The 16831-nt window shown below is 37.3% G+C and carries 14 protein-coding genes and 6 tRNA genes; 3 read left to right on the top strand and 17 right to left on the bottom strand.

All coding sequences use genetic code 11. The features are described 5' to 3' along the window. Positions 1–428: 428 nt before the first annotated feature. From QH639_RS06490 to QH639_RS06500, 3 genes are all read right to left on the bottom strand, one after another. A complete protein-coding gene (locus QH639_RS06490; RefSeq protein WP_281115840.1) occupies positions 429–1505 on the bottom strand; it encodes an alpha/beta hydrolase in 1077 nt (358 codons plus the stop codon). A 62-nt stretch (positions 1506–1567) separates the two neighbouring features. Continuing rightward, positions 1568–2515: an alpha/beta hydrolase gene (locus QH639_RS06495; protein ID WP_281115841.1), complete on the bottom strand. Its 948-nt coding sequence runs from the start codon at positions 2513–2515 to the stop codon at positions 1568–1570. 92 nt (positions 2516–2607) lie between these two features. Beyond that, positions 2608–3027: an organic hydroperoxide resistance protein gene (locus QH639_RS06500; RefSeq protein ID WP_281115842.1), complete on the bottom strand. Its 420-nt coding sequence runs from the start codon at positions 3025–3027 to the stop codon at positions 2608–2610. Positions 3028–3414: 387 nt separating this feature from the next. Here QH639_RS06500 and QH639_RS06505 point away from each other — a divergent pair, with 387 nt between their 5' ends. Together QH639_RS06505 and QH639_RS06510 are read left to right on the top strand one after the other, a co-directional pair. Continuing rightward, the gene (locus QH639_RS06505) at positions 3415–3849 is read left to right on the top strand and encodes a MarR family winged helix-turn-helix transcriptional regulator (RefSeq protein ID WP_281115843.1); all 435 of its coding nucleotides are present in this window, start codon (positions 3415–3417) and stop codon (positions 3847–3849) included. Positions 3850–4021: 172 nt separating this feature from the next. Next, positions 4022–4567 (top strand): glutathione peroxidase, encoded by a 546-nt coding sequence (locus QH639_RS06510; RefSeq protein ID WP_281115844.1) that lies wholly within the window; start codon positions 4022–4024, stop codon positions 4565–4567. A 608-nt stretch (positions 4568–5175) separates the two neighbouring features. On the opposite strand, the gene glmS is transcribed toward QH639_RS06510, so the two are convergent. The 14 genes from glmS to QH639_RS06580 all read right to left on the bottom strand — a co-directional run bounded on the left by glmS (position 5176) and on the right by QH639_RS06580 (position 14936). Then, on the bottom strand, positions 5176–6978 hold the full coding sequence (glmS, locus tag QH639_RS06515) for a glutamine--fructose-6-phosphate transaminase (isomerizing) (protein WP_131521035.1): 1803 nt from the start codon (positions 6976–6978) through the stop codon (positions 5176–5178). 594 nt (positions 6979–7572) lie between these two features. After that, positions 7573–8088, bottom strand: coding sequence for a type 1 glutamine amidotransferase domain-containing protein (locus QH639_RS06520; protein WP_054549732.1), 516 nt, complete (start codon positions 8086–8088; stop codon positions 7573–7575). A gap of 127 nt (positions 8089–8215) precedes the next feature. Further along, positions 8216–9568 carry a phosphoglucosamine mutase gene (gene glmM, locus QH639_RS06525; protein WP_131521036.1) on the bottom strand — a complete coding sequence of 451 codons (1353 nt, stop codon included), beginning with the start codon at positions 9566–9568 and terminating at the stop codon, positions 8216–8218. 213 nt (positions 9569–9781) lie between these two features. Beyond that, the gene (locus QH639_RS06530) at positions 9782–10858 is read right to left on the bottom strand and encodes a CdaR family protein (RefSeq protein WP_131521037.1); all 1077 of its coding nucleotides are present in this window, start codon (positions 10856–10858) and stop codon (positions 9782–9784) included. Next, positions 10851–11687, bottom strand: a complete 837-nt coding sequence (gene cdaA / locus QH639_RS06535; protein ID WP_009370548.1) for a diadenylate cyclase CdaA — start codon at positions 11685–11687, stop codon at positions 10851–10853. The genes QH639_RS06530 and cdaA overlap by 8 nt, the downstream gene beginning before the upstream one ends. Positions 11688–11836: 149 nt before the next feature. After that, on the bottom strand, positions 11837–12463 hold the full coding sequence (locus tag QH639_RS06540) for an anti-sigma factor family protein (protein ID WP_004225400.1): 627 nt from the start codon (positions 12461–12463) through the stop codon (positions 11837–11839). A gap of 13 nt (positions 12464–12476) precedes the next feature. Beyond that, a complete protein-coding gene (gene sigW / locus QH639_RS06545; protein WP_004225410.1) occupies positions 12477–13040 on the bottom strand; it encodes an RNA polymerase sigma factor SigW in 564 nt (187 codons plus the stop codon). 133 nt (positions 13041–13173) lie between these two features. Continuing rightward, on the bottom strand, positions 13174–14079 hold the full coding sequence (gene rocF, locus QH639_RS06550; RefSeq protein ID WP_131521039.1) for an arginase: 906 nt from the start codon (positions 14077–14079) through the stop codon (positions 13174–13176). 184 nt (positions 14080–14263) lie between these two features. Next, positions 14264–14336, bottom strand: a tRNA-Lys gene (locus tag QH639_RS06555). A 13-nt stretch (positions 14337–14349) separates the two neighbouring features. Next, positions 14350–14424, bottom strand: a tRNA-Gln gene (locus QH639_RS06560). 14 nt (positions 14425–14438) lie between these two features. Then, positions 14439–14522 (bottom strand) — tRNA-Tyr (locus tag QH639_RS06565). Between the two features lie 18 nt (positions 14523–14540). Beyond that, positions 14541–14616 (bottom strand) — tRNA-Val (locus QH639_RS06570). A gap of 56 nt (positions 14617–14672) precedes the next feature. Then, positions 14673–14747 (bottom strand) — tRNA-Glu (locus QH639_RS06575). 112 nt (positions 14748–14859) lie between these two features. Next, positions 14860–14936, bottom strand: a tRNA-Asn gene (locus QH639_RS06580). Between the two features lie 269 nt (positions 14937–15205). On the opposite strand from QH639_RS06580, the gene mbcS reads away from it, so the two are divergent. Next, a complete protein-coding gene (mbcS, locus tag QH639_RS06585; protein ID WP_281115845.1) occupies positions 15206–16792 on the top strand; it encodes an acyl-CoA synthetase MbcS in 1587 nt (528 codons plus the stop codon). Positions 16793–16831: the final 39 nt, after the last annotated feature.

Raw genomic sequence — 16831 nt, forward strand, 5'->3', positions numbered from 1 at the left:
ACAAAATACAATAATTATTGGACGGGGATTGTGAAGAATACTTAAACTAACGGCAGTTTAGTTGAAGAAGAAGGAGTGAAGTATTCTAGAAGATTTTTAAAAAATGATGTGACTTTGCTGAAGACTATTCTAAGCAGACTTATATGAAATTAAAGATCACATAATATAAGCAACACAGGGAGAAAAGTTGTTTGTGGATGCAATTATAATTAAGAAATAAAGAGGGCATACAACTATTCTTGGTTTTTAATTACAGATGGTTTTGCCGATTGGGAGGCAAGTTATGTGACTGCAGAAGGGGATATATTTGAGATAAGTTATTGGGTAAATATACGATCCACTCAAATATTCAATTATTTGAGTGGATCTGTTTGTTTTTTATTTATTTGCAGTAGTCTCTGTGTGACGAAACAATAGATTAATTAAAATCATTTACGCAACCAGGTTGTGGAAAGATCAATTGCTCCACGTGCAGCTTCAGTTTTGGCTAAGTCATTGAGCATTACAAAATCGTGAATCATACCTTGGAATCTTACAGCGGTTACATCTACTCCCGCATCACGTAGTTTATTAGCATAAGCCTCACCCTCATCTCGTAACACATCAGCTTCCGCAGTAATAATTAAAGCTTTAGGTAATCCTTTAAGTTGATCAACTGTAGCACGTAATGGAGATGCTGTAATTTCATTTCGTTCTTTTTCAGATGTTGTATATTGATCCCAGAACCATTTCATAGCATCTTTACGTAAGAAATAGCCTTCTTTAAATTGTTTGTAAGAATTAGTATTAAAAGAAGCGTCAGTTACTGGATAGAATAATAATTGTTTTTCAATTTTTGGACCTTTACGCTCTTTAGCCATTAATGTAATTGCTGCTGACATGTTTCCACCTACACTATCTCCTGCAACAGAGATTTTATTAGGATTCATTCCATAGTTCTTTCCTTTATTAGAAACCCAATTTAATACTGTATACACTTCTTCAATTGCTGTTGGATATTTTGCTTCTGGTGATAAGCTATAATTTGTAAACACTACTACTGAGTTTGAACCCACTGCTAATTCGCGAGCAAGTCGATCGTGTGTATGTGCATTACCAAAAACCCAACCCGCACCATGCGTATATAAAATTACAGGTAAATTATCAGGTGAATTTTTAGGTTTAAAAATTCTAACCGAAATTTTCCCTAGTTTTCCGCCTTCTACAAATGTATCTTCGATGTCTACTGGTAATTTTTCAACTGGACCAGATTGAACCTTATCAACTGTTTTTCTACCTTCTTCAGGACCTAAGTCAAAAAGGTACGGTGGTTTTTTTGTTGCATCAGCAAATGCTTGTGCTTCAGGCTCTAATACTACTTTAGGAAAGTTATTTTTCTCAGCTGATTTGGCTATGTGTCCTTTAGTCTGACTTTCTTTAGTATTTGCATCAATACCTGATGTTGCACATCCTGCAAGACTAATTGCAAATACTGCACTCACTAAACCTAATTTCATACATTTCATTTTTATTTCCCCCGCTAATAACTGAACTTATTTACTTCATGTCGTCTTAAAAAATAGATTAATCAAAATCCTTTCCGCAACCAGGTTGTAGCAAGATTAATTGCTCCTCGTGCGGCTTCAGTATTAGCTAAGGCGTTGAGCATCACGAAATCGTGAATGATACCTTGGAAACGTACTGCAGTAACCGGAACACCTGCTTCACGAAGTTTATTGGCATATGCTTCTCCCTCGTCACGAAGTACATCAGCTTCAGCAGTGATAATCAATGCTGGTGGAAGCCCTTGAAGTTGCTCAGTTGTTGCACGTAGAGGTGATGCTGTAATCTCAGCGCGCTCGTTCGAATTGGTTGTGTACTGATCCCAAAACCACTTCATCGCGTCCTGGCGTAAAAAGTATCCTGTAGCGAACTGGTTATAGGATTCCGTATCGAAAGAAGCGTCTGTTACCGGATAGAAAAGTAATTGTTGTCGGATAGTTAGGTCACCTCGTGCTTTTGCCATTAGCGTGATAGCAGCAGTCATATTGCCTCCAACACTATCACCTGCAATTGTTAAACTCTCAGGATTCATGCTGTTCTCACGGCCATTTTCAGCTACCCACTTCACTACTGCGTAGATTTCTTCAATGGCTGTCGGATATTTTGCTTCTGGAGACAAGGTGTAATTTGGAAAGACAATAGCGGCTTGTGATCCAACCACTAACTCACGGATCAGGCGATCATGTGTATGCTCATTACCAAATACCCAACCGGCACCATGAATGTACACAATGACAGGAAGGTCAGCAGGCGCATTCTGTGGGCGCATTATTCTTACTGATACCTGTCCACTTGGTCCTCCTGAAATCATAATATCTTCAATATCAACCGGTAGTTTATCAATTGAGCCAGATTGAACCTCATCTACAGTTTCTCGTCCCTTCACAGGTCCAAGGTCGAATAGATAGGGTGGGATCGCGGTTGCTTCTACAAATTCTTGAGCTTCTTTTTCTAATTGTACTTTCTCTAACATAAATATCTCTCCTTATTTGAAGGTTGGTAACCTATATGTTTTAATCATAATTTTTCTCATTACATTAACTATTGATCTTGGCTTCTTTAGTCTCACATTGCTGTTGTAATGATTTGCACATCAATATTTCCACGAGTAGCTTTAGAATATGGACATACTTGATGAGCCGCATGTGTTAATTCTTCTGCTTGTTCTTGAGTTACCCCTTGAATTTCAACTTCCAACACAACTCCAATTTTATAACCATTATCACTCTCATCTTTTAATAAACTTACTTTACCAGTAACAGCTGATTCAATTTTTAATCGTTTTCTTTGGGCTACTAAATTAAGAGCACCATCATAACAAGCTGAATAGCCTGCTGCAAATAATTGTTCAGGGTTTGTAGCAGTGGAAACTTGATTTGGTTTTGGCATAGCTAAATCCAAATCAATAATAAGATCGTTAGATTTTACTTGACCTTCTCTTCCACCTTTTGTTGTAGCTTCTGCTGTAAAATATACTGTCATCATCAAACACTCCTTTTAAAAAATTAAATTTGACACAATTGAATTTTAAACAATTAAAATAGCGTTGTCAATTAAATTTTTAAAAATTAAATTGTGCTCAATTTAAAATTAACGTAGATTATTATATCCGTTTTATTTTTAAATTAAATTATTGATAAATTATTGGTAGCTCAAAAAATCTATAACTCCTAACTAATGTTGTCTAGGTTTAGATGTATCAATATATCTGTACTAAATTTCTAAGAATGCACTCAAACAAGTAATGGTTAAAATAAAGAGTGATGCTTTATATATTGTGATTAATTTAATTGTTAATAATTCAATTTTACTTAATCTAATTCCTATGCTATTATTTGTACTAGTGAATATAAGTATTGTGAGGGATTTAACATGAAAAATGATAATTTACTGTTAAGTAATCATCTATGTTTTGCGATTTATGCAGCTTCCCGTGAAATGATAAAGTTATACCATCCTCTCTTAAAAGAATTAGGAATTACTTATCCTCAGTATTTAGTTCTTCTTGTTTTATGGGAAAAGGAAAAAGTATCTGTTAAAGGTTTAGGCGAAGAATTATATCTAGACTCTGGAACGCTAACTCCAGTTTTAAAACGACTTGAGGAGCGAGGTCTGATTATAAGAGAGCGTTCAAAAGAGGATGAACGAAGTGTAATTATTACGTTAACAAAAGAAGGAAACGAGTTTAAAGAAAAAGTAACATTGATTCCTAATGCAGTATTTGATAAAACCGGTTGTAATGCAGAAGAAATTAACAGTTATAACAAGTCAGTTCGTGAATTACTTAAAATGCTGACAACTGAGTAATAGCTTTATAAGCTTAGATGGCGACCATGATAGTAGACTTTCGGAAATTTGCAGTTTAATGTGCTTAAATAAGGTTTACCAATTGAGCTAACGAGATGTGTTAGTTGAAGAAATCAGAAAGAACTTCCGATATTATACGGAAGTTTTTTCTCTTAAAGATGGAGGTTTTGTTATGAGTATTTATAATTATTTAGTAAAGAAATCAAATGGTGAAATTTTGTCGATGGAAACATATCGAGGAAAGCCGATGCTTATTGTGAATACGGCAAACCAATGTCAATTTACATATCAATTTGAGGATTTACAAAAATTGTATGATAAATATAAAAATGATAATTTTATTGTATTAGGGTTACCATGCGATCAATTTGGCAACCAAAATCCCGAAGATGGACAAGAAACGACAAAGCTTTGTAAATTGAATTACGGTGTAACATTCCCGATCTTTGAACTTGTTAAGGTAAATGGAGAAGGGACTCACCCACTATTTAATTATTTGAAACATGAAGTAGATTTCCGTGAATTTGGCAAGCTCAATATGGAAGAGAAAATATTAGCTGAAAATATTTTACAATTAGAACCAAGTTTTTTAGATGGGCGAAATATCCGTTGGAATTTCACGAAATTTTTAGTTGATACAAAAGGGAAAACAGTTGCACGTTTTGAACCAACAGATTCATTGCTCGATATTGAAACTGTCCTTGAAAATATTTTGTAAGTGATTAAATTTAGAATTGTTCTATAACATCCTTCAGGATAATTTTTATATTTCTCTGAAAAGTGAGTATGAGCAGTATCCCACTTACACCTTTTTAAGGTTTACATAATAAACTGTATTATTGCCAGTGAGGTAACAGAAGGCTTTAGTTTTACAAGAATTATGCTTATAATCTTCCACAATCGGGCGCGATTGTTGAGTAACATAGCTGGAAAATGATCAACCTTTTTATAAAAATCTCATACTTATATAAAAAGAGTAACTCCATTTTGATCAACCTTTTTTCAAAGTGGAGTTTTTGGAGTTGCAATTAGATAAGGGGTGAGGGATATTTTTTAATCAATTTTTATTCCAAAGCTACAAAAAGAGCATGTTTTGGAAAAAGATTAATCAAAACATGCTCTTTAGATTTTTTCTCATATATAGGTTAATATCGTTAAATTAAAATTTTATTCCATATCTAAACTAATCATTTTTTATATTTTCCAAACGTTTGACGTCACGACTAAATTGTGTATGTCACGATAGAGTTGTTTACATCGAGACTAAGTTGTGTGCATCACGTTTGAGTTGTATATGGACAAACATATTAAATCTAATTTTTGTTCCTACTCAACAGTTACCGATTTAGCTAGGTTACGTGGTTTATCTACATCACAGCGACGGTGAAGTGCAGCATAGTAGCTAATTAATTGTAAAGGTACTACTGATACAAGTGGTGTTAGTAATTCATGAACATGCGGAATGACTAAACGGTCGCCGTCTTCATCAATGCCTGCCATCGCGATAATACATGGATATGCACCACGAGCTGCTACTTCTTTGACATTACCACGGATGTTTAATCCTACTGATGCTTGTGTGACAAGTGCAAATACAGGCGTACCTTCTTCGATTAAGGCAATTGTTCCGTGCTTCAGTTCTCCACCAGCAAAGCCTTCTGCTTGGATGTACGAGATTTCTTTTAGTTTTAAGGCACCTTCAAGGCTAACATAGAAGTCCATATTACGGCCAATGAAGAATGCATTACGTGCGATTTTTAAGTAATCTTCTGCAATGTCTTCTAGCACATCTTTAGAATCAATTATTGTTTGGATGCCATTAGCGGCAATCGCGAGCTCTTGTTTTAAATCAAATTCTAAGCCTTTGCCATTTGACTTTGCTGTCACATAGGCTGCTAATGCCAGGACTGCTACTTGTGCCACATAAGCTTTTGTAGAAGCTACAGCAATTTCTGGACCTGCATGTAATAACAAGGTATGGTCAGCTTCACGTGATAACGTAGAGCCAGGTACATTGGTAATCGTTAAAGTTGGATAGCCTAACTCTTTAATTTTTACTAGTACTTGACGGCTATCTGCTGTTTCACCTGATTGTGTAATGAAGATAAATAATGGTCTTTCTGAAAGTAATGGCATGTTATAGCCAAATTCACTAGAAATATGCACTTCTACAGGGATACCAGCCATTTTTTCGAAATATTGTTTACCGATGAGACCCGCATGATAGCTTGTGCCCGCTGCAATAATATATAAACGATCTGCTGCTCGTAATGCTTCTAAAACCTCATCATCAATCGTTAAATCACCATTGTCACCTTCATATGCTTGAATGATTTTACGAATAACTGTAGGCTGCTCATCCATTTCTTTTAACATATAGTGTGGATATGTGCCTTTTTCAATATCACTCATATCAAGCTCAGCAGTATATGGTACACGCTCTACTACAGTACCATCTAATTTTGTAATTTCCACACTTGCTTTGTGTACGATAACTACCTCTTTATCGTGAAGCTCTACGTATTGATCTGTTACCTGTAGCATCGCCATTGCATCTGACGCAACAACATTGAAGCCTTCACCAATTCCAACTAGAAGTGGTGATTTATTTTTTGCTACAAAGATTGTATCTGCTGCCTCTGCATCTAATAGTGCCAGTGCATAGGAGCCATGTAATAGAGATAATGTTTTGCGGAAAGCGTCTGCAGTGCTTAGACCATCTTTCACAAATAACTCTACTAATTGCACAATAACCTCTGTATCTGTATCAGATTTCATTGGAATGCCCTTTAAATATGTTTTTTGCAATAAGTGATAGTTTTCAATAACCCCATTATGCACAAGTGTAAAGCGTCCTGATGCACTTTGATGTGGGTGAGCATTTAAACGATTTGGCACACCATGTGTTGCCCAACGTGTATGACCAATCCCTATTTTCGCTGCAACATCTTCATCTACCGCTTCTCGTAAATCTGCAATACGCCCTTTTTCTTTGAAAACCGTTACGCCTTCCTCGTTACGTACTGCAATACCCGCTGAATCATAACCACGGTACTCTAGCTTTTCTAAGCCTTTTAATAAAATTTCCTTTGCATCTGATTCACCAATATATCCTACAATTCCACACATAATTCTCGTCCTCCGATAATGTCAATTTAATGCAATGACAAACTAGGCCTCATCCTATCGAATTTTTTGAATGCACAAGCGATGCTTTATTTTTATAAAAATAAAGCACTCCAATACACACAAGCTACTCACGCTACTCAGCCACCTGAATAGAGATCTTCGACATGTGAAGCTTCATCTATTTATCTATTGCTTTTACAATACCTTCTCCATTTTCTGTACATTCAATCACTCAAATGCTTTCAAAATGAAAAATGACAATCGGGTATGTCGATTGGGAGGCATCCGCCGAATTTTCGATAAACCTCCACCTCGTCTGCTGAAGATCTTTTCGTCCGATTTCTTCAGCTCAGGCGCTATAATTGTTTTCCGATTTTGCGCTTTCTTCCCTCCTTAGGCGCTCGTTAAAGGACAAGGTCGGACCTCATCTTCAACTTCTCCATCATACTCAATCATATGCTATCCGTCAAATTTTCGTTATAAAAAACACCTAGCCCTAAAGCTTTTTCGTGACAAATATGTAGACAAAGCGATACATAAGCACTTTGATAATACAAAATAGGCACAAGCATTTTAAATGCTTGTGCCTATCCTTTATTTACTGTCTAATAATTTAACAATTTCTCTATTAAATGCAGGAAGATCATCTGGCGTTCTACTTGTTACAAGCTGTTTTTGACAGACAAATACTTCTTCATCATGGAAGATTGCCCCTGCATTTTCTAAATCCACTTGGATGGATTTATAGCCTGTGGCGTCACGCCCATTTAATGTCTTTGCAGTAATAAGAAGTTGTGGTCCATGACAAATGGCAAAGGTAGGCTTCATTTCATCCATAAAGGACTTTGCAAATGCTACTATACGATCATCCGCACGTAATATATCAGGAGAAAAACCACCAGGAATAAATAATGCATCGTAATCTGTAGCTTTTACTTCATCAATGCCTTTATCAATTTTCACGGACTCTCCATGCTTACCCTTAACTTCCTTGCCTGCTTCGATATCAATTGTTACTAGCTGATGCCCAGCTGCTTCCAAAGCTTCTTTAGGGCTTGTAAACTCAATGTCCTCAAACATATCTGTTATAACTGTAGCAATTTTAGCCATATCAATTAAACACTCCTTGTTATTGTGACTCCTAATTACTGTTCCCCATCTCGCTTATTTAAAACATTCCTTTCAAATAAGTAAACCCGATTTCCTGTTTACGGAAATCGGGTTTACACTCTATTTCTTATTCTGTTAGGCCCATTTCTACACGTACAACATCTGCAATACGCTCGACAAAACGCTCGCAATCCGTTTCTGTTGCTGCTTCCACCATGACACGTACTAATGGCTCTGTACCTGAAGGACGTACTAAAACACGACCATTTCCAGCCATTTCAGCTTCTACCTCTGCAATTACTGCAGCTACTTTCGCATTATCAGTCACAGCATGCTTATCTGTTACACGCACATTGACAAGACGCTGAGGGTAGATTTTCATTTCACCTGCAAGTTCTGAAAGCTTTTTACCCGTCGCCTTCATAATGTTGACAAGCTGAATTCCTGTCAATAAGCCATCACCTGTTGTATTAAAATCTAGAAAGACGATATGCCCTGATTGCTCGCCACCTAAATTGTATTCATTCGCACGCATTTCTTCCACAACATAACGATCACCTACAGCTGTTTGTACACTTTGCATACCATTGTCAGCCACAGCTTTATAGAAGCCCATATTGCTCATCACTGTTGAAACAATTGTTTGCTTCTTCAAACGCCCTACCGCATTTAAATGCTTACCAATGATAAACATAATTTGGTCACCGTCAACGATTTTTCCGTTTTCATCTACAGCAATTAAACGGTCTCCATCGCCATCAAAAGCTAAACCAACATCTGCACCTTTTTCAGTAACAAACTTAGCTAGTCCTTCTGGGTGTGTTGAGCCTACACCATCATTGATATTTAAGCCAGTTGGAGAAGCTCCCATTGTAGAAATGTCCGCTTCTAAATCAGCAAATAAATGTGTAGCTAAAGATGAAGTTGCACCATGTGCACAATCAAGCGCTACGTGGATACCATCAAATTCTTCATCCACTGTTTGCTTTAAGTATTGAATATATTTTTGACCACCTTCGAAATAGTCGCTTACAGATCCTAAATCTGCTCCTATAGGACGTGGTAATTTATCCTCTTGCGCATCAATTAACGCTTCAATTTCCGCTTCCTGTGCATCTGTTAGCTTAAAGCCATCAGGACCGAAAAATTTAATACCGTTATCTGCAACTGGGTTATGTGAAGCTGAAATCATGACGCCCGCATCTGCGCTCATAATTCGAGTAAGGTATGCCACACCTGGTGTTGAAATAATACCAAGACGCATTACCTCTACCCCAATTGATAAAAGACCAGCCACAAGTGCACCTTCAAGCATCTCACCTGAAATACGTGTGTCACGACCAATTAAAACCTTTGGACGGTCAGTTGCATCTTTTGTTAAAACATAGCCGCCTATACGACCAAGTTTAAATGCAAATTCTGGTGTTAATTCACTATTCGCGACGCCACGGACGCCATCTGTTCCAAAATATTTACCCATTCTACTTATTCTCTCCTTCAATGCAAGACAGTGCCTAGTGAGTTTCTATCAAGCATTAGACACTTGTCCGCTTACTTTTGGAAAAGTCTGCCTTTGTTCATTCATTGGTAATTATTAATATTCCACTCTGCCAGTTTGTTGGATGAAACCTGAACTACAAACCTGATTGGATTTTTGATTTAGAATCAAAATAAAATTATAGTCACATATTGTTTAAGAATCAATATCTTCCGATTCCTCAGTTGACGTATTTTTATCAGTTGGAGTACTCTCATCTGTCACATCAGGTTCTTCAATTGGAGGTGGCGTTTCCTCTGTAGAAGCTGGTGTTTTCTGCTGTTCTTCTTGTTCAACCTTTGTAATATCTGCCTTCACTTTTATTTTCTTGTCAGATATTTTTGTCACACCATCTGGTAATTTTACATCAAATTCATAAGTTTTGGACTCAGTAATTTTTGACAGGTCAACTGTTATTGGAATGGATGTTAAACTGTCAATAATGGATTTTCTTCCATACACTTTAATCATTTTCGGTGAAAATGTTAATGAGTTAATGGTAATGTCCTCGGCAGCTTGCCCTGTTTCGTTAAGGACAACTGGGATCTCTCGACTATACTCCGCTATATCTACTTGAACTTTCACAATTTCAGGTTCAATAGTCACGTCTAACTTATTTAAATCTCTATCTAATACTTTTACAGCTGCTTCCTGCGTGAATGATTGCTTCAAGCCCTGCTCTCCTGTAACAGTTGCTTTTACATAACTAATGCTTTCAATAGCACTTTTTGCACCTGTTACATAAACAGTTGGCGGGTTGGCTGTCATTTCTTTTAAGATAAAACCTTCTTCAATTAAACGTTTGTTCATTTCAGGGTCCACTCGGAACTCCTGCGTGACCTTTTCCTCAATATTCACATGAACAGTTGCAGGGTCTAATGTCACTTTTAACTTTTCTGAAATATTTTCGTATTGCAGTTTTACATCATGCTCTCCTAGCAATAAATTGCTCAAATCCGCAAATATAGAAAAATCCTTAGCTCCCTTTGCTTTTAAAACCAATGCCATCGGACCTTCTATCGTTACATCCACAGTTTCAGGTAAACCTGTCACAATAAGATTTTCATTATCGTAATAAACATCCACTGGAACATCACGAATAACATCCGTTTGTTCATTTGAGGTAGCTTTATTTAAAGGTGACAACTCGGTACGCACTGAGAAGAAAAGCAAAAACGCTAAAAATAGCGCGATGATTCTAAGTACCCAAGGGCTATCCATCATTTTATCCATTCTTTTTCCCCCTCCAAGTCAACTTAGAGGATGCATTTGATTCCTGTACTGATCCGAACCACATTTTTCTTAATAATGTTTCGAACTCCTCTAGAGAAAGATTTCGATGGAGATTACCATTTAATGTTATACTAATTGCGCCTGTTTCTTCTGAAACAACAATTGTAATAGCATCTGTAACTTCACTTAAACCAAGAGCAGCACGGTGGCGTGTCCCTAACTCTTTTGAAATAAATGGGCTTTCAGATAAAGGTAAATAGCAAGCCGCTGCTGTAACTTTATCTTTTTGCATAATAACAGCCCCATCATGTAGCGGGGTATTTGGTATAAAGATATTAATCAGTAATTCTGATGAAATTTCAGCATTTAGCCCTATACCTGTTTCAATATATTCATTAAGACCTGTTTCTTTTTCAATAGAAATTAACGCACCTATTCGACGTTTAGCCATATAACTTACAGACTTCTTCATTGCCTCAATAAGTCTTGTTTGTTCTTCTTCCTCTTGACTAGATGAGCGTTGGAATAGCTTTCCTCGCCCAATTTGTTCTAAACCACGTCTGATTTCAGGTTGGAAAATAATAATAATCGCTAGGAAACCAAACTCAATAACTTGTTGTAGCATCCAACCAAGTGTTTGTAACCCTAAAAGGTCTGTTGCAATTCGTGCAATAATAATGACGAATATTCCCTTAAGTAATTGGACAGCCTTCGTACCTTTAATGAGGGTTAAGACTTTATAAACAACGTACCAAACGAGCAGTACATCAATGAAGTTAATAACAATATTCACAGGCGTTAAATCCGTGAAATGTTCGATAATTTGCACGTGGCATCCCCCACTTTTCATTACGAATCCATACACATTCAAGTATATCACATTCTTATCAAATGTAACTTTTTTCAAATAAAAAGTCTACTCAGAAGAGTAGACCTTTCAGCCTCTCACGTGCACTATTTTTTAGGACGTATAGAGTGTTATTTAGTTTCTTCTTTTTCCTCAAATGTCATGGCTGTCTTAACAGAATTTTTAATTGTATACCATAACCATTCAAATACTTCGTCAATTTCTTCGATTCTCCCTGAAACTACCGCTGAAGATGCCATATATTGCCCGTTGATTACTGTGACGTTACCATCAACTTCACCTTCAACAATCAAATCGCCATTTTTTACAACAATATCGCCTTTCACCACTTCCCCTTCAGGTACAATCACTGTTTGACCATCCACAACTAAATTAGGTTGCTTGGTCACTGAGAAATGCTGGTCATCCATGAAGCTACCCAATAATGTAGCACTCATGAATAAGCAAAATACTGCTGCTGCCACAAAGAACGGATGCCGGCGAATCCATTTTTGTATACCTACTCGACTTTTTGGTTTTGGTAAACGAGCCATAACTGCTGCTTCAAAACCCGGAGGCGCTGTAATATGGGAAGCACTCTTCACAAAGGCGATTGTTTCACTCAATTCTTGCATCAACTGTTTACAATCATTACATGTATGCAAGTGTTGTTTCAACTCTTGCTCATGCTCACGACTAATGTCACCGTCTAAATAATCATGCATATAGTCTATAATATGCTCTGGACAAGTATTCATGACGCTCCCCCTCCTACAGATTGTTTAATTGCTTACGTAATGCCTCACGTCCGCGGTGAATCCTCGTTTTCACCGTTCCAAGCGGCATATCTAAAATCTCGCTAATCTCTTGTAACGATAACTCTTCTATATATTTCAATACTATAACCGAACGGTATTTATCCGGCAATCGTCCAATTTCATATTGAATGCGATCTTGCAGCTCCATTTGTTCTAACTGCTCCTCTGGTAGCTGGTCATCTGCTGCGATTTGCGAATACATATCAAGCCCTTCTGTACCAGCTACTTCTGCATCTAAATAATAATCCGGTTTCTTTTTTCGAATACGGTCAATGCAGAGGTTTGTCGCTATGCGATAAAGCCACGTTGAAAATTTTCTTTTCTGATCAAATGTATGCAAGTTCATATAAGCTCGCACAAAAGCCTCTTGAGCAATGTCTTCAGACTCTTGTTTGTTGCCTAACATTCGATAGCATACTTGGTACAGTTTGTGCTGATAGAGACTCACAATATCGGCAAATGCGTTTTGATCGCCTTTAAGCACTTGTTTTATTCTCTTATTTACTAACGCATCCATTGTGTTGACTTCTCCACCTTTACAACTGTCTTATACTATACGAAGCACCGATAAGAAAAGTTTCGTTTTAATTCAATTATAGCAAAAGATTTTTATGCAATGTGACAACAGGCAATTTTTTGTCAAATTTTCTTTAAACTAGTGTTTCACCAAATAAAGATCCCATTAATGCAACAGCCACATTTGCTGTTGTATTCTTTTCATCTAGTATAGGATTTACCTCTACAAACTCGGCTGAAGTTACCATGCCTGATTCTTGTAACATTTCCATTGCTAAATGGCTTTCTCGGTACGTAATTCCACCTGGAACTGGTGTACCCACACCTGGCGTATAAAGTGGATCTAATCCGTCTAAATCAAGTGATAAATGTAAGCCATCAACATTTCGTTCCTTTAAATAAGCAAGTGCATCTTCCATCACACGTGTCATGCCAAGTCGGTCGATTTCATGCATTGTATATACTTTAATTCCTTGTTGACGTATCAATTCACGTTCTCCTGGGTCTACTGAACGAGCTCCAATAATAATCACGTTTTCTGGCTTAATTTTTGGAGCATAGTTGCGAATTTGCACTAAACGTTCATGTCCTAGCCCAATACTAACGGCTAACGGCATCCCATGTATATTGCCTGAAGGTGTTGTTTCAGGTGTATTTAAATCTGCATGAGCGTCATACCAGATAACACCAAGATTTTTGTAATGCTCACCTAATCCAGCTAATGTTCCAATAGCAATGCTATGGTCTCCACCGAATACGAGTGGGAATTTTTTTTGTTCCACTACTTCATGCACACTATTTGCTAATGCAGTACTAACTTCTACAACTTCCTCTAAATTTAGTAATTTTTCATCCACAGCTCCGTCTGCAAGCTTTTGACTAACACGAATATCCCCTTGATCCTGTACATCGTGTCCGATAGCCTCTAAACGTTCAACAATACCTGCATATCGAATAGCACTTGGTCCCATATCTACCCCACGGCGTGTTTGTCCATAATCTGTTGGTACTCCAATAATAGAAATATTAAGTTTATTCATGTTTTTATACCCCCTAAAAGTTATAAGAATATTGTAAAGCCTATATACCACTTGGCTCAACTCGACAAAAAGTTGTATATTTATTCATTTATAAATAACATAAAAAAATCTCCTACTGTTTTCAGCAAGAGATTAGTTATCTGTAGTTAATATAACACTTTTGAATAATTTTATTCTAAAAAAGTGAGCCATGAAGGACTCGAACCTTCGACCCTCTGATTAAAAGTCAGATGCTCTACCAACTGAGCTAATGTCTCATAAAAGAAAAAATGGCTGGGGTACTAGGATTCGAACCTAGGCATGACGGAATCAAAATCCGTTGCCTTACCGCTTGGCTATACCCCAATCATTTATAAAACTGGTGGAGGGGGACGGATTCGAACCGCCGAACCCTAAGGAGCGGATTTACAGTCCGCCGCGTTTAGCCACTTCGCTACCCCTCCGAAATAACACAATAAGAATGGTGGAGGATGACGGGCTCGAACCGCCGACCCTCTGCTTGTAAGGCAGATGCTCTCCCAGCTGAGCTAATCCTCCATAGAAACAGGTGTTATATCACAGTTTATATTCTTTATAAAGCCTAAATTTTTAAATGGTGACCCCTACGGGATTCGAACCCGTGTTACCGCCGTGAAAGGGCGGTGTCTTAACCACTTGACCAAGGGGCCAATATTACGTCTCAACAAGACAAGAATTATAATAACATTTTTAATTAATAATTGCAATGCTTTTTCACAAATTATTTTATGTATTATAGTGATTGAAAAAAGGACAAAAAAATGGCTCCGAAGGCAGGACTCGAACCTGCGACAACCTGATTAACAGTCAGGTGCTACTACCAACTGAGCTACTTCGGAACAATGCTATTCACTTCGGTTTTAAACAACCTCTTAAGTACATTTATTATTATAGCAAGCATTCTAAATAATGCAACACATTTTGTGAAAATTTTTATATTTTTTGTCGAAGTCTGCTTCTACATTCGTCTGAAAGCATAATAGTTCTCTATTAATTCTAATATTTCTATTTAACGTACTAAATATTCTTGCTGTATATTATTGTAATTGTTAAAATAAAAATAGTTTTATGAATTTTCTATCAAATTTTCTGGGGGAGGATGTTCAAGATGGTATCAAATGATTTAATTGCACCTGAATTTTATAACATCACAGAGGAATTAGAAAAATTTTCGCAAGATAGTGATCGCCAAGCAATACGTTGGTTGAATACACAACAAGAGAGACGTACAGTTTCTTATGTGGAACTTAGCCAAAAAATGAATCAATACGCAAACGCTTTTACGGAGAAGGGGCTTCAAAAAGGTGATCGTGTATTAGTTATTATTCCTCGACTTCCAGAAGCTTATTTCGTTTTTCTAGGCTGCTTAAAGGCTGGTATCGTACCCATTTCATGTTCAGAGATGCTACGTGCAAGCGATTTAGAATATCGGATGGAACATTCTTCTGCTAGTGCAGTTATTGCTTATGAGGCTTTTACTAGTGAAGTTGATCAAATTACTTCTTCTGTAGACACATTGAAAAATAAACTAGTGATTGGTGCTGCGAAAGGAGATTGGACTTCTTTAGATGAATTAGCAAGCAAGCAGCAAGCTACATTTACAGCTGTAGCTACTACACGCGATGACATGGCATTCCTATCTTATACTTCTGGTACAACTGGTAAACCTAAGGGCGTTGTTCATTCACACGGCTGGGGATATGCACATATTAGAACTGCGGCTTCAAAATGGCTTTGTGTACGTGAAGGAGACCTCGTGTGGGCAACAGCTGCTCCTGGTTGGCAAAAGTGGATATGGAGTCCTTTTTTATCAACAATCATGCTGGGCGCTACTGCATTTGTCTATCATGGTGGATTCGATGCAAAAACCTATCTTCAATTAATGCAGGATGAAAAAGTTAATGTTCTCTGTTGTACACCGACCGAATACCGGATTATGGCGAAAATCGATAATTTACAAGACTACAATCTATCATCTCTACGTAGTGCCGTTTCTGCTGGTGAGCCTTTAAACCGCCCAGTTATCGAAACATTTATGAATCATTTTGGACTAAAAGTACGTGATGGCTATGGACAAACAGAAAACACACTATTAATTGGTACACTCGAAAACACAGAATTACGTCCTGGATCTATGGGTGTTCCAACTCCAGGTAATATTGTACGTATTATCGACAATGAAGGGAATGAAGCGCCAGTTGGCGAAGTTGGTGATATTGCTGTTCACAAATCTTCACCAGCTTTATTTAAAGAATATTATAAAGAACCTGAGCGCACACAAGCTGCATTTCGTGGGGATTGGTATATTACAGGTGATCAAGCAAAATGTGATGAAGACGGTTACTTCTGGTTTGAAGGTCGTGGAGATGACATTATTATTTCATCTGGTTATACGATCGGACCATTTGAAGTTGAAGATGCATTAAACAAACATGAAGCTGTACAAGAGTGTGCAGTTGTAGCTGCGCCAGATGAAATTAGAGGGCATATTGTAAAGGCATTTGTTATCTTACGAGAAGGCTTCAAAGAATGTAATGAAGATGAGTTAACAAAGGAGCTACAGGAGCATGTAAAAGCGTTAACAGCCCCTTATAAATACCCTCGTAGTATCGTCTTTCTTGATGAGTTACCAAAAACGACATCAGGGAAAATTCGCCGTATCGAACTCCGAGCTACTACAGTTCATACACATTAAGTTAAGTATTTAAAACAAGAAGGCATCCATTGAGGATGC

The organism is Lysinibacillus sp. 1 U-2021 (assembly GCF_029916965.1).
In the GTDB taxonomy this organism is placed as follows: Bacteria; Bacillota; Bacilli; order Bacillales_A; family Planococcaceae; genus Lysinibacillus; species Lysinibacillus capsici.

Coding starts and splice junctions, on each gene's coding strand:
- QH639_RS06505 (WP_281115843.1), top strand. CDS start 3,415: ATGAAAAATGATAATTTACTGTTAAGTAATCATCTATGTTTTGCGATT.
- glmM (WP_131521036.1), bottom strand. CDS start 9,568: ATGGGTAAATATTTTGGAACAGATGGCGTCCGTGGCGTCGCGAATAGT.
- QH639_RS06540 (WP_004225400.1), bottom strand. CDS start 12,463: ATGAATACTTGTCCAGAGCATATTATAGACTATATGCATGATTATTTA.
- glmS (WP_131521035.1), bottom strand. CDS start 6,978: ATGTGTGGAATTGTAGGATATATTGGTGAATCAGATGCAAAGGAAATT.
- QH639_RS06490 (WP_281115840.1), bottom strand. CDS start 1,505: ATGAAATGTATGAAATTAGGTTTAGTGAGTGCAGTATTTGCAATTAGT.
- QH639_RS06520 (WP_054549732.1), bottom strand. CDS start 8,088: ATGGCTAAAATTGCTACAGTTATAACAGATATGTTTGAGGACATTGAG.
- rocF (WP_131521039.1), bottom strand. CDS start 14,079: ATGAATAAACTTAATATTTCTATTATTGGAGTACCAACAGATTATGGA.
- QH639_RS06530 (WP_131521037.1), bottom strand. CDS start 10,858: ATGGATAAAATGATGGATAGCCCTTGGGTACTTAGAATCATCGCGCTA.
- QH639_RS06495 (WP_281115841.1), bottom strand. CDS start 2,515: ATGTTAGAGAAAGTACAATTAGAAAAAGAAGCTCAAGAATTTGTAGAA.
- sigW (WP_004225410.1), bottom strand. CDS start 13,040: ATGGATGCGTTAGTAAATAAGAGAATAAAACAAGTGCTTAAAGGCGAT.
- mbcS (WP_281115845.1), top strand. CDS start 15,206: ATGGTATCAAATGATTTAATTGCACCTGAATTTTATAACATCACAGAG.
- QH639_RS06500 (WP_281115842.1), bottom strand. CDS start 3,027: ATGATGACAGTATATTTTACAGCAGAAGCTACAACAAAAGGTGGAAGA.
- QH639_RS06510 (WP_281115844.1), top strand. CDS start 4,022: ATGAGTATTTATAATTATTTAGTAAAGAAATCAAATGGTGAAATTTTG.